The organism is Raoultella sp. (assembly GCF_039594335.1).
In the GTDB taxonomy this organism is placed as follows: domain Bacteria; phylum Pseudomonadota; class Gammaproteobacteria; order Enterobacterales; family Enterobacteriaceae; genus Klebsiella.
In genome coordinates, this window is the sequence record NZ_JBCNNS010000005.1 from 1 (window position 1) to 12893 (window position 12893).

The following is a 12893-nucleotide window of genomic DNA, read 5'->3' on the forward strand; positions in this document are numbered from 1 at the left end:
CGTAGCCGATCAGCACGGTCAGAACACACCATACGTACGGGTTGGACGGGTAGGCCCACAGCAGGACAGAGACCACAATGGCGGTCAGGATCATGATCCCGCCCATGGTCGGCGTACCGCGTTTGCTGAAGTGTGATTCCGGACCATCATTACGTACGACCTGGCCGAAAGAGAGTTTTTGCAGACGGGCGATCATGCGCGGGCCCATCCACAAAGAGATGAACAGCGCGGTCAGCAGGCTGACGATGGCGCGAAACGTCAGATAAGAAAAGACGTTAAAGCCGGAATAATATTTGACCAAATGTTCGGCCAGCCACACTAACATGTTCCATTCTCCTGTAATGCGCGTACTACCTCTTCCATGGCGGCACTACGTGAACCCTTCACTAAAATGGTGATGATCTTGTGTTCCGCCATCAGCTCACGCAGTCGAGCCACCAGCGATGCTTTATCACTGAAATGCTCGCCCACGCCGCTGGCGCGGCTAATCTCTGCGCTCAGCACGCCGGTGCTGAGTACGCGGTCAAGCCCTGCCGCTTTTGCCGCCTCGCCAACCTGACGATGGCACGCTGCGCTTTCCGTACCCAACTCGGCCATATCGCCGACAACCAGGACACGATAGCCCGGCATCTCGGACAGCACCTGCACCGCGGCGGTCATTGAACCGACGTTGGCATTGTAGGAATCATCGAGCAACAGCTGATTTTCTGCCAGCGTGACAGGGAACAGACGTCCCGGTACGGCTTTCAGCTGCGCCAGACCGGCCTTCACCGCATTTAAATCGGCGCCCACCGCCATAGCCAACGAGGCTGCAGCCAGCGCGTTGGCGATATTGTGGCGACCCGGCAGCGGTAGCAGAACATCCACGCTCCCCAGCGGGGTTTGCAGCGTAAATTCTGTCCCGTGGCTGGTAACATGGATCTGGGCCGCTGCAAAATCGCTGTTGGCCGCATTCGGCGAGAAACGCCATACCTTGCGCGAGCCAATGACGCTTTGCCAGTTCAGCCAGTCGTTATTGTCAGCATTCAGAATGGCAACGCCGTTTTCCGGCAGGCCGGTAAAGATTTCGCCCTTCGCTTTCGCCACGCCCGCCAGCGAACCAAAACCTTCAAGGTGAGCGGCGGCCAGATTGTTGACCAGGGCTGCTTCCGGACGCGTCAGACCGACGGTCCAGGCAATTTCGCCCTGATGATTAGCACCCAATTCGATCACCGCATAGCGATGCTCTGGCGTCAGGCGCAGCAGTGTCATAGGTACGCCAATGTCATTATTCAGGTTGCCGGCGGTGTAGAGCGTATTGCCGCATTGAGCGAGAATCGCCGCCGTCATCTCTTTCACCGACGTTTTCCCGGAAGAGCCGGTCAGCGCCACAACACGGGCTGGCACCTGCTGGCGAACCCACGCCGCCAGCTCGCCAAAGGCCAGGCGAGTATCTTTCACCACCACCTGAGGTAAATCACACGCCAGCTGACGGCTGACCAGCAGCGCACCGGCACCGGCTTTTTTCGCCTGCTCCGCGAAATCGTGAGCATCAAAACGTTCGCCTTTTAAGGCAACGAACAGGCAGCCGGCCGTGATCTTACGGGTGTCCGACGTGACCTCATCGATGGCCAGATCACCATCGTGCAGTTCGCCGCGCGTCACGTCGGCGAGTTGGCTTAGCATCAAGCGAATCATGCTACCGCTCCCAGCAGACGGGCTACAGTAACGCGATCGGAATAGTCAAGACGGCGATTGCCAACAATCTGGTAATCCTCATGACCTTTGCCAGCGACCAGCACGACATCTCCTTCGGCGGCCTGCATCACGGCGTTGGTCACCGCTTCGGCCCGACCTTCTTTCACCTTCGCGTGTCCGGCGTCAATCATGCCTGCGAGGATATCGTTGATGATGGCGCGAGGCTCTTCGGTACGCGGGTTGTCATCGGTAACCACCACAATATCGGCGAACTCTTCGGCGATAGCGCCCATCAACGGGCGTTTACCTTTATCGCGATCGCCGCCGCAGCCGAAGACGCACCACAGCTTGCCGTTGCAGTGCAGACGTGCCGCCTGCAGCGCTTTTTCCAATGCATCCGGGGTATGGGCATAATCCACCACCACCGTCGGTTTGCCCGGTGCGCTGAACACTTCCATACGGCCGCAGACCGGCTGCAGACGAGCCGCGGTTTTCAGCAACTCAGCCAACGGATAGCCCAGCGCCAGCAGCGTGGCCAGCGCCAGTAGCAGGTTGCTGACGTTAAAGGCGCCCATCAGACGGCTTTCAACTTCGCCCTTGCCCCAGCTGGAATCAAACTGAATGGTTGCCCCGCTGTCGTGGTAGTTCACCGCCGTCGTCTTCAGCCAGCGACCGTGGCAGTTCGGGTTAATGTGATCTTCCATCGATACGGCAACCGCGTCCGGCAACTTCGCCAGCCAGCGGCGCCCCACTTCATCATCGGCGTTGACGATAGCCTGTCCGCAATGATGGGTGGAATAAAGCAGCCATTTTGCCGCTTCGTAATGTTCCATATCACCGTGATAATCCAGGTGATCGCGACTCAGGTTAGTAAAGACCGATGCGGCAAACTGCAGCGCCGCCACGCGGTGCTGAACCAGACCGTGAGAAGAGACTTCCATGGCCGCGAAGGTTGCACCCTGCGCTGCCAGACCAGAAAGCACGTGCTGGACATCGACTGCAGAACCGGTGGTGTTTTCCGTCGGAATAACTTTGTCCAGCAGACCGTTGCCCACCGTACCCATCACCGCGCTGGTTTCTCCAAGCAAGTTGGCCCACTGCGCCAGGAGTTGCGTGGTCGTGGTTTTACCGTTGGTACCGGTGACACCAATCAGGCGCAGTTGCTCTGAAGGCTGATGGTAAAAACGCCCGGCCAGCGCGGATAAGCGCTCATTGAGCTGGCTGAGATAAATAACCGGCACGCCGTGCATTTCACGGATTTCGCCGTCAGCAGCCTCATCTTTGGCCTCTGCAATAATGGCAGCAACACCTTGCGCTATCGCCTGCGGGATATAACGACGCCCGTCCGCCTGATGACCTAAGACCGCGACAAAGAGATCGCCGGAAGCAGCCACCCGGCTGTCCAGCGTCATCTCTCGCAGAATTCGCTCCGGCGCATTTGGCACCCACGGAGCGAGAAGGTCGCGCAAATTACGATCTGCCACCTGTTCCCTCGCCTTGATTAATCACAAATTCACTTTTTTCACCCGTTGCCAACGCATCCGGCTCGATGTTCATGGTGCGCAGTACGCCCCCCATGATGGCACCGAAAACCGGCGCGGAAACGGCGCCGCCGTAGTATTTACCCGCCTGCGGGTCGTTGATCACCACCACCAACGCAAAACGCGGGTGGCTGGCGGGCGCAACGCCTGCGGTGTAAGCAATATATTTGTTGATGTAGCGGCCATCTGGCCCCACCTTCTTCGCCGTACCGGTTTTGATCGCAATGCGGTAGCCTTTAATCGCCGCCTTCACGCCACCGCCACCGGGCAGCGCCACGCTTTCCATCATATGCACGACAGTACGAACGAGAGGTTCCGGGAACACACGCTCACCGGGAACCGGTGGATCAACTTTGGTAATCGACAGCGGGCGATAGATGCCATAGCTGCCGATCGTTGCATAGACTCGCGCTAACTGTAACGGCGTTACCATTAGCCCGTAGCCGAAAGAAAAGGTGGCCCTCTCTATGTCAGACCACCGTTGTTTTTGAGGATATAAGCCACTGCGTTCTCCGACCAACCCCAAATTGGTCGCTTTTCCTAGTCCAAAACGTGAGTAAGTATCTACTAACGCTGAGGACGGCATCGCTAACGCCAGCTTGGAAACACCGACGTTACTCGACTTTTGTAGTACCCCGGTCAGGGTCAATTCGCTATAGCGCGCCACGTCTTTGATCTCGTGGCCGTTAATACGGTAAGGAATGGTATTCAGCACGGTATTTTCGTTCACAATGCCGCGCTGCAGCGCCGTCATCACCACCATCGGCTTGACCGTCGAACCCGGTTCAAACACGTCAGTAATGGCACGGTTACGCATGATATCTTTCGCCGTTCCGGAGAAATTATTCGGGTTATAAGAGGGGCTGTTGGCCATCGCCAACACTTCGCCAGTGTTGACATCGACCAGGACCGCACTTCCCGACTCCGCTTTGTTAAACGCCACGGCATTATTCAGTTCGCGATAAACCAACGCCTGCAGACGCTCATCGATACTCAACGCCAGATTGTGCGCGGCCTGGCTGTCGGTGGAGGAGATATCTTCAATAACGCGGCCGTAGCGGTCTTTACGCACGATACGTTCCCCGGGTTGACCGGTCAGCCATTTATCAAAGCTCTTCTCGACGCCTTCAATACCCTGGCTATCGACGTTGGTGAAACCAATAAGGTGAGCGGTAACTTCACCTGACGGGTAGTAACGGCGCGACTCTTCGCGCATGTGAATCCCTGGCAGCTTCAGCTTCTTGATGTAATCCGCCATATCAGGGTTGACCTGACGCGCCAGATAGATAAAACGCATTCTTGGGTTGGTGTTGATGCGCGATGCCAGCTGATCCAGCGGCATATTTAACGCGTCGGCCAACGCCTTCCAGCGGTTATCAAGGGTGACACCGCCGGCATCGTGCAGCTCTTTCGGGTCCGCCCAGATAGCCTTCACCGGCACGCTCACCGCCAGCGGGCGCCCGGAGCGGTCAGTAATCATTCCGCGGGCGGTGGAGACTTCCTGCACGCGTAAAGAACGCATATCCCCTTGACGCACCAGCATGTCCGGACTGATCACCTGTAGCCAGGCCACACGGCCCAGCAGAAACGCCAGAGCCAGCAGAATACAGCCGCAAAGCAACGCAAAACGCCAACTGATAAAGTTGGCCTGTTCTTCCTGACGTTTTGGTTTTAGCGTTTTCGGCGCTGCTTTCATGCGTCGCAATAATCCTTATTTTTGTACAACGATATTTTCTTGCGATGGATCGACGTGTTGCATCTGCAACTTCTCGGTCGCGATCCGCTCAACTCGACTATGATCGCCGAGCGCGTTTTCTTCGAGGATCAGGTTTCGCCATTCAATATCCAACGCGTCACGTTCCAGAACCAGTTGCTCACGCTGCGCGGTTAACAGACGGGTATGGTGTGCCGTCGTCACCACGGTAATCGCCGTAATGATGATGCAAATGAACAGGCAGAGTGGCAGTTTCCCAAACCGCAGAAGATCGTCCCCGATGACGCCAGGCAAGGCATGGCGCTCGTTGCTTCCTAACGATCCTTTAACTTTGCTTAAGGCTTCTGTCACTCTGCCGATCATGCGTTCGTCCTCTCTGCAATGCGCAGAACTGAACTACGGGCCCGTGGATTCTCTGCCACCTCTTCTTCGCCCGGCATCAACTTGCCTAGTGCTCGCAACTCGCGGCCGCCCAGTTTTTTGAGCTGCTCCTCGGTCATCGGTAACCCGGCCGGAACCTGCGGACCGCGGCTTTGTTCACGCATAAAGCGCTTCACAATACGGTCTTCCAGCGAGTGGAAACTGATAACAGAAAGCCGCCCACCCGGGGCCAGCACACTGAGCGAGCTTTTTAGCGCCTGCTCTATCTCCTCCAGTTCACTGTTCACCCAGATACGCACCGCCTGGAAGGTACGGGTCGCGGGATGTTTAAATTTGTCCTTCACCGGCGTCGCCGCCGTCACCACTTCCGCCAGCTCTTTCGTGCGGGTCATGGGCTCGATACGGTTACGTTCCACGATGGCGCGCGCGATGCGCTTACCGAAGCGCTCTTCACCGAAGGTTTTAATCACCCAGGCGATATCCGCTTCGTCTGCCGTCTGTAGCCACTCGGCGGCAGACTGGCCGCGGGTGGGGTCCATACGCATATCCAGCGGGCCATCGCGCATAAATGAGAAGCCACGCTCTGCATCATCAAGCTGAGGTGAAGAGACACCAAGATCGAGAAGAATTCCGTCGATCTTGCCAGTTAGTCCGCGCTCACTAACATAATCAGCCAGCGCAGAGAAAGGTCCATGTACGATGGAAAAGCGAAGATCATCGATGGTTTTCGCCACGGCGATAGCCTGCGGATCGCGATCGATAGCCAGCAAGCGTCCTTCCGCTCCCAGTTGGGAAAGGATCAGGCGCGAGTGTCCGCCGCGACCAAAGGTTCCATCAATGTAGATACCATCCGGACGAATATTCAGGCCGTTAACCGCTTCATCCAGAAGTACCGTAGTATGTTTAAAATTTTCCATCATGTTATAGAGACAAATCCTGCAGACGCTCCGACAAGGCGTCGGTAGACGACTGTTCAGCGTCGATATCTTCCTTGACCCGTTGATACCAGGTCGTTTCATCCCACAGTTCAAACTTATTGAACTGTCCGACCAGCATCACTTCTTTTGTCAGCCCGGCATGCTGCCGTAACACCGGTGCGATCAACAGACGCCCGGCATTATCCATCTGACATTCGCTGGCATGACCCAAAAGCAGACGCTGCACGCGCCGCTCAACGGGATTCATGCTCGATAAACGCGACAATTTCTGCTCAATGATTTCCCATTCAGGCAAGGGGTAAAGCAGCAGGCACGGGTGATGAATGTCAATGGTACAAACCAGTTGACCGGAAGCGTCTTCGATCAGCCCGTCGCGGTAACGCGTCGGTACGGCCAGACGGCCTTTGCTGTCGAGATTGACTAACGTTGCCCCACGGAACATGCCAGCCTCACCCCTTTTCGCCACTTTAACCCACAAATTCCCACTAGAAGGAGTTTACGGAGCGGAGGAAAAGCTTGTCAAGCCAGCACGAATACCAACGAAGCTCAAAAACCCATTATTTGCAGCCGATATTAGGCCTGATGAAATAATCACCAACAAAAGAGGCAAATTAACGCTATGAATACGTGTAAGAAAACAACCAACAAATTCGTAACAGTTAAAAGCAACAAAATATCTTCGGTGGGAAAATATAAAGTGTCAGTTTGCGACTCGAGCGGCATTTTAGGCGATTATGATGTCCGTTAACAGTGCCTGTTAACGTCAGAGAAGCACTCTTGTCGCGGGGTGCAGGGAGATGACCGTGTGATGAGCCGCAAAACGGGTGTTAATTCAGCGATTAACTTAATGAATGTAACAAAATAATACAAATAAAGTCTGATTTAACTTTTTTTTATCGCTAACGGGTGCCGGAAAGCGGCAACTCCAGAATAAAACAAAATAATGCGTAAAGAAGTTTAGGGATTTGTCTGAAAGAGATTCAAATTTATTTTTTATGGTAATTTGTACGGATTATCGCCAGACGACTTTCGCCTGGCGAGTCACACGCCTCTTTCCGGGTTTAACCCCCACCGATGCTGGCGATCGATAGCCATCAACGGCGATTCAAACTTCCCCGGCGATATAAATTACGACGGATACGGCTTAAGCCCGGTTTTGGCTTACGTGGTTCGTCGAGGCTGGCGAGCACAATTTCCAACACGCGTTCAGCTACATCGCGGTGGCGCTGGGCCACGGCCAGTACCGGACACTGCAGGAAATCGAGCAGCTCATTGTCACCGAAAGTCGCAATAGCCAGTTCGGAGGGCAGCTTCCCTTCCCGGCGCAGCGTCACATCCATCACCCCCTGCAACAGCGGAAATGAGGTTGTGAACAGCGCCTGCGGCATTGGATGCGTTTCCAGCCATTTCTCAAACAACTGCGCTGCCGCTTCGCGTTCAAAACTGTTGGCGTACAGATACTGCACTTCACGCGGATCGTCATTCCACGCGGTACGGAAGCCATGTTCACGCAGGAAACTTACCGACAGCTCCGGTAACGCACCAAGATAAAGGACGTTTTCCCCCGGGAATTTACGCAGTTCAGCGGCCAGCATTTCGGCATCATCCTGATCGGCGCCAACAACGCTGGTGAAGTGCTCACGATCGAGCGCGCGATCCAGCGCGACAATCGGGAAAGGATCGTTGGCCCAGCGTTGATAGAACGGGTGCTCAGGTGGTAATGACGTCGAGACGATAATGGCATCCACCTGACGCTGTAGAAGATGCTCAATGCAGCGCATCTCGTTGTCAGGCTGATCTTCCGAACAGGCGATCAGCAACTGATAGCCACGCTGGCGGGCCTGACGCTCAAGATAGTTAGCAATACGGGTATAGCTGGTATTTTCCAGATCGGGAATCACCAGACCAATAGAACGCGTGCGTCCTGCACGCAAGCCAGCAGCGACCGCATTCGGATGGTAGTTGTGCTCACGAACGACGGCCATCACCTTTTCGACCGTTTTGTCGCTGACGCGGTACTGTTTCGCTTTACCGTTAATCACATAGCTAGCGGTGGTTCGCGAGACACCGGCCAGCCGGGCGATTTCATCCAGTTTCACAATTGCCCCTTGGGTAATGAGTACAGAACATAACCTTTCTTCAGCTATGGATTCATTTTCATAACATCTAAACGCAGAATAGTTAGCGCAGCAACCGCTTTTGTCTACAGTTCCCACCAATTTCGCAAAAAAATAACCCGACAGATTGTGTCGGGCTATTTTTACGTCAATTTCAGGAACTCATCGCATGATTTTGTCGCCGCGCGAGAGTCCTACCACACCGGAGCGCGCCACTTCGACAATGCGCGCAACATCGCGCAAGGAAGCAAGAAAAGCGTCCAGTTTATCGCTGGTCCCTACCAGTTGGACGGTATACAGTGATGGCGTGACATCGATGATTTGCCCGCGGAAAATCTCCGTGTTGCGCTTCACCTCTTCGCGGCCAAAACCGCTCGCCTGAACTTTCACCAGCATGATTTCACGTTCAACGTGCGAATTCTGCCCCAGCTCGCTGACGCGCAGTACATCCACCAGCTTATGCAGCTGTTTTTCAATTTGCTCGATGGCTTTCTCATCGCCAACGGTCTGGATAGTCATTCTCGAAAGCGTCGGATCGTCGGTGGGGGCTACCGTCAGGCTTTCAATGTTATACCCGCGCTGCGCGAAAAGACCAATGACGCGTGATAAAGCGCCTGATTCGTTTTCCAGTAATACAGATAATATCCGGCGCATAATCAGGTTCTCTCCGTTTTGCTCAACCACATCTCATCCATGCCGCCGCCGCGGATCTGCATGGGATACACATGCTCGCTGCCGTCCACCGTCACATCAACGAAGACCAGACGATGATTACGCACCTGCTCCAGCGCATCGGCCAGCTTCGACTCCAGCTCCTGCGGTTCGCTGATGCGAATCCCTACATGCCCATAGGCTTCTGCAAGCCGGACGAAATCCGGGAGGGACTCCATATAAGATTGTGAATGGCGACCGGAATAGATCATATCCTGCCACTGCTTCACCATCCCGAGATAGCGGTTGTTCAGATTCAACACCAGTACCGGCAGCTCATACTGCAAAGCGGTGGAAAGCTCCTGGATATTCATCTGGATACTGCCATCGCCAGTCACACAAATGACTGTTTCTTCCGGCAACGCCATCTTCACGCCGAGAGCAGCAGGCAAACCGAAGCCCATCGTGCCGAGGCCACCTGAATTAATCCAACGTCTTGGCTTGTTGAAGGGATAGTAAAGGGCGGCAAACATCTGGTGCTGACCGACATCAGAGGTCACGTAAGCATCGCCGTTAGTCAGGCGCCAGATGGTCTCAATGACGGCCTGAGGTTTGATCTTGCCGCTTTGCGTATCGTATTGCAGGCAGTGGCGCGCGCGCCATTGCTCTATCTGTTGCCACCAGTCGCGGATCTCGTCATGCGGCTGCCGCGCCTCTTCCTGTTCCAGGAGATCGAGCATCTGATCCAGCACCAGACGCGCATCGCCGACGATCGGCACATCTGCCGGAACCGTCTTCGAAATGGAGGTCGGATCGATATCGATATGCAGCACCGTCGCATTCGGGCAATACTTCGCCAGATTGTTGGTTGTACGATCGTCAAACCGCACGCCGACGGCAAAGATGACATCGGAGTGATGCATCGTCATGTTGGCTTCATACGTCCCATGCATCCCCAGCATACCTAATGCCTGGGAATGGGTGGCAGGAAACGCACCGAGCCCCATCAGCGACGAAGCCACCGGCAGATTTAGTTTTTCCACCAGAGTACGCAGTTGTTCTTCGCATCCGGCGTTAATTGCCCCGCCGCCAACATAGACAACAGGATGTTTTGCCGCCACCAGTGTCTGCAGAGCGCGTTTAATTTGCCCTTTATGACCACTGGTTGTCGGGTTGTAAGAACGCATACTGACGGTATCCGGCCACGCGTATGGTAGTTTATTCGCCGGATTGAGGATATCTTTTGGTAAATCAACGACCACCGGACCTGGACGTCCGCTGGCAGCCAGCCAGAACGCTTTTTTCAGCACGCCGGGAATATCTTCCGTCTGCTTGACCAGGAAACTGTGTTTCACCACCGGTCGGGAGATACCAACCATGTCGCACTCCTGGAAGGCATCATAACCAATCAGGGAAGTCGCGACCTGCCCGGAGAGAATCACCAGTGGAACAGAATCCATGTATGCCGTTGCAATACCGGTGATGGCATTCGTCGCCCCCGGGCCCGAAGTCACCAGCACCACTCCCACTTCACCGGTCGCACGGGCAAGGCCGTCTGCCATATGTACCGCCGCCTGCTCGTGGCGCACCAGAATATGGTCGATACCCCCCAGGGTATGCAACGCATCATAGATATCGAGGACCGCGCCTCCGGGATAGCCGAATACTTGCTTGACGCCCTGATCGACAAGCGATTGGACGACCATCTCGGCTCCTGACAACATCTCCATGGTTTGCCTCCAGGCTTATTGTTTTCTAACGGCAGCAGAATTCAATTTCCGCGCGTTCGCACAATGTCAGGAATCGTCTCCTGACATTGAGGTGAATGGACTGCGTGCTCTTACCATAACTGCTCGCCAACGGGCAGGCAATTAGCGACCTCGGACGTATGCAAGCCACTAAAAGAATAAAAGATAAGAATTTGATATGAAACTTGGTCAAAAGCTTCATAAATAAGAATCGAGCGCTGAAATTACTCGGACAAATTGTCTGATGACAGAAATTCATCCATTTTTCATTTGCAGAGCGCTCCGACCGAAAACGGCAAACAGGATAAAATTCTATATTTTGTGGTTTTTATCACATAAAGCGAGAGCGAGTGCTCCCGCGCAGATACCGCTATTTAGCGCTGGCAAATACGCACCAGCAACTCTTCCATCCACTGATGACCTCTGTCTTTTCCGGCAGCCTCATGCCAGGAGAGATAGCAGGTACGACTATTTACTTTTAGCGGTAACGGCAATAATTGCAGGTTCAGCTTTTCTGCATACTCAGTCGCCAGCCAGCGTGGGGCAATGGCCACCATGTGAGTTTGTGATACCACATTGAGTACGCTGACCATCGCATTCCCTTGATACGCAATCTGCGTCTGCTTATTGACAGAGCTATACCAGGGCAGGCTAAACGAAGCATAGCGATCCAAAGCCACAACCGCATGTTCTTCACGATAAATTTCCGCTTCCGTCATAGGTCCGGAAATGCGTGGGTGTTTACTGCTGGCCACTAATATCATTTCATCTTTAAACAAGGGCACACAGGCAAACTCAGGTCGGCGAAACTCTTCATAACCGACCACAAACTCTATTTCCTGATAACGTAATTGATGTTCTGTTTTTTGATTAAGTGATGCTTTAAAAACTAAATGAATATTCGGTGCAACTTCGTTAACTTTGTTAAATATAATCGAAGTAAGATGGTTATCTAACGGGCAGCAGATGCAGAGATTAAATATGCGCTCGCTGTTTATCGGGTCAAAACCGGATCCCGGTAACTCATTTTGCACCAGTTGCAATGCCTGGCGTATTGAGCCAAATAGCTGAAATGCGCGAGCCGTCGGCTGAATGCCTCGGCCATAACGCACAAACAGCTCATCATTAAACATCACTTTCAGTCGCGCTACGGCATTACTCACCGCAGGCTGAGACATCCCCAGCGAATGCGCCGCCCGCGTAATATTTTGCTCCTGCATGACCGCATCAAAAACGGTAAGCAGATTAAGATCGACCGTTCTGAGCTGAGGTTTGGGGACATCCTCGCCGGAGGGGAGTGTCGTCTCAGAAGTTCCAGTTATCATATCCAGCTCCACCATCGCGTTTAATTCCCTTTTTAAAATGCGGTAATCGATAAAGGAAATATCATTTACCATACATATGTCATTTATAAAAGGGCAGGAATGCATTTTAGGAATTTATCAAAATTATAAGTAAATCCGAACCCGGAAAATTATCGTGAAAATTCCTAAGCCACTCAAACCATATCGATTACCTGATAATGTTAAGTGTACTCATAATGATAAAAAACAAGCACTCCCGAGGATTAACTCTAATTTAAGTATGATTCAAATTTGAATTTACCGCCTGTTTTAAATTAACACTCAGTCATCATTGATGACTCCCGGAATCCCACACAAAAACATTCGCAGCCCCATAAAGTTACCTGTTTCATTACGATACTCTCTTCCCCTTATCTACGCGTCTTTTCTCCGGAATGAAACAACCTTGCTGCGACCCGTTTTAAAATTTCCCCTGACAAGGCAGCCAATAATACTATCGTCGGAAAAAATGCGCGCTAACCAGCATAATCCGCTAATACCTTCCGATAGCAAACAGGTGTTTTTCCTTACCAGGGGTTGACATCAAAACGCGTATCCAGTAACTCTAAAGGCATATCGATTTCATCTGGAGCATGATGCAATGATTCGCACCACTCGTTTCACCGGCCTACTACTACTAAACGCATCCACTATGCGCGGTAGGCTGTTGGGCGACGTTCAGCGTTAAGTCATCTTCCAGCAAGACTATTAAACCCGCGCCATTGCGCGGGTTTTTTTATGCTCGTCAGCAAGGCGCCCAGGACACCGATTAAGGATCTAAAC

Annotated in this window: 11 protein-coding genes and 1 pseudogene; 1 reads left to right on the forward strand and 11 read right to left on the reverse strand. The window is 53.4% G+C overall.

From position 1 onward, the window contains the following. The 11 genes and pseudogenes from mraY to leuO form a co-directional block, all read right to left on the reverse strand. Positions 1 to 325: pseudogene (gene mraY, locus ACZAHD_RS01335) on the reverse strand (phospho-N-acetylmuramoyl-pentapeptide-transferase); the annotation flags it as partial. Beyond that, complete coding sequence (gene murF / locus ACZAHD_RS01340; protein WP_462455184.1) at positions 319 to 1677, reverse strand: UDP-N-acetylmuramoyl-tripeptide--D-alanyl-D-alanine ligase; 1359 nt, start codon at positions 1675 to 1677, stop codon at positions 319 to 321. The gene murF and the pseudogene mraY, both read right to left, overlap by 7 nt. Beyond that, positions 1674 to 3161: a UDP-N-acetylmuramoyl-L-alanyl-D-glutamate--2,6-diaminopimelate ligase gene (murE, locus tag ACZAHD_RS01345; RefSeq protein WP_462455185.1), complete on the reverse strand. Its 1488-nt coding sequence runs from the start codon at positions 3159 to 3161 to the stop codon at positions 1674 to 1676. Before murE ends, murF begins: the two co-directional genes overlap by 4 nt. Next, entirely contained in the window at positions 3148 to 4914 is a 1767-nt protein-coding gene (gene ftsI, locus ACZAHD_RS01350; protein ID WP_462455186.1) for a peptidoglycan glycosyltransferase FtsI, read from the reverse strand. The genes murE and ftsI overlap by 14 nt, the downstream gene beginning before the upstream one ends. Before the next feature lie 15 nt (positions 4915 to 4929). Continuing rightward, positions 4930 to 5295 (reverse strand): cell division protein FtsL, encoded by a 366-nt coding sequence (gene ftsL, locus ACZAHD_RS01355; RefSeq protein ID WP_004857854.1) that lies wholly within the window; start codon positions 5293 to 5295, stop codon positions 4930 to 4932. After that, positions 5292 to 6233, reverse strand: a complete 942-nt coding sequence (rsmH, locus tag ACZAHD_RS01360) for a 16S rRNA (cytosine(1402)-N(4))-methyltransferase RsmH (RefSeq protein ID WP_462455187.1) — start codon at positions 6231 to 6233, stop codon at positions 5292 to 5294. Before rsmH ends, ftsL begins: the two co-directional genes overlap by 4 nt. Before the next feature lies 1 nt (position 6234). Beyond that, positions 6235 to 6693: a division/cell wall cluster transcriptional repressor MraZ gene (mraZ, locus tag ACZAHD_RS01365; protein WP_004857850.1), complete on the reverse strand. Its 459-nt coding sequence runs from the start codon at positions 6691 to 6693 to the stop codon at positions 6235 to 6237. Between the two features lie 652 nt (positions 6694 to 7345). Continuing rightward, on the reverse strand, positions 7346 to 8350 hold the full coding sequence (gene cra, locus ACZAHD_RS01370; protein WP_462455188.1) for a catabolite repressor/activator: 1005 nt from the start codon (positions 8348 to 8350) through the stop codon (positions 7346 to 7348). Between the two features lie 180 nt (positions 8351 to 8530). Further along, positions 8531 to 9022 (reverse strand): acetolactate synthase small subunit, encoded by a 492-nt coding sequence (gene ilvN / locus ACZAHD_RS01375; RefSeq protein WP_100682570.1) that lies wholly within the window; start codon positions 9020 to 9022, stop codon positions 8531 to 8533. 2 nt (positions 9023 to 9024) lie between these two features. Beyond that, the gene (ilvI, locus tag ACZAHD_RS01380) at positions 9025 to 10749 is read right to left on the reverse strand and encodes an acetolactate synthase 3 large subunit (RefSeq protein WP_462455189.1); all 1725 of its coding nucleotides are present in this window, start codon (positions 10747 to 10749) and stop codon (positions 9025 to 9027) included. A gap of 392 nt (positions 10750 to 11141) precedes the next feature. After that, a complete protein-coding gene (gene leuO, locus ACZAHD_RS01385) occupies positions 11142 to 12107 on the reverse strand; it encodes a transcriptional regulator LeuO (protein WP_462455236.1) in 966 nt (321 codons plus the stop codon). A 604-nt stretch (positions 12108 to 12711) separates the two neighbouring features. Here leuO and leuL point away from each other — a divergent pair. Next, complete coding sequence (gene leuL, locus ACZAHD_RS01390) at positions 12712 to 12798, forward strand: leu operon leader peptide (RefSeq protein ID WP_049267590.1); 87 nt, start codon at positions 12712 to 12714, stop codon at positions 12796 to 12798. Positions 12799 to 12893 lie beyond the last annotated feature (95 nt).

Excerpts from the sequence above, each read along its gene's own strand:
- mraZ (WP_004857850.1), bottom strand. The coding sequence starts at position 6,693 with ATGTTCCGTGGGGCAACGTTAGTCAATCTCGACAGCAAAGGCCGTCTG.
- ilvN (WP_100682570.1), bottom strand. The coding sequence starts at position 9,022 with ATGCGCCGGATATTATCTGTATTACTGGAAAACGAATCAGGCGCTTTA.
- leuL (WP_049267590.1), top strand. The coding sequence starts at position 12,712 with ATGATTCGCACCACTCGTTTCACCGGCCTACTACTACTAAACGCATCC.
- ilvI (WP_462455189.1), bottom strand. The coding sequence starts at position 10,749 with ATGGAGATGTTGTCAGGAGCCGAGATGGTCGTCCAATCGCTTGTCGAT.
- murF (WP_462455184.1), bottom strand. The coding sequence starts at position 1,677 with ATGATTCGCTTGATGCTAAGCCAACTCGCCGACGTGACGCGCGGCGAA.
- ftsL (WP_004857854.1), bottom strand. The coding sequence starts at position 5,295 with ATGATCGGCAGAGTGACAGAAGCCTTAAGCAAAGTTAAAGGATCGTTA.
- ftsI (WP_462455186.1), bottom strand. The coding sequence starts at position 4,914 with ATGAAAGCAGCGCCGAAAACGCTAAAACCAAAACGTCAGGAAGAACAG.
- rsmH (WP_462455187.1), bottom strand. The coding sequence starts at position 6,233 with ATGATGGAAAATTTTAAACATACTACGGTACTTCTGGATGAAGCGGTT.
- leuO (WP_462455236.1), bottom strand. The coding sequence starts at position 12,107 with ATGGTGGAGCTGGATATGATAACTGGAACTTCTGAGACGACACTCCCC.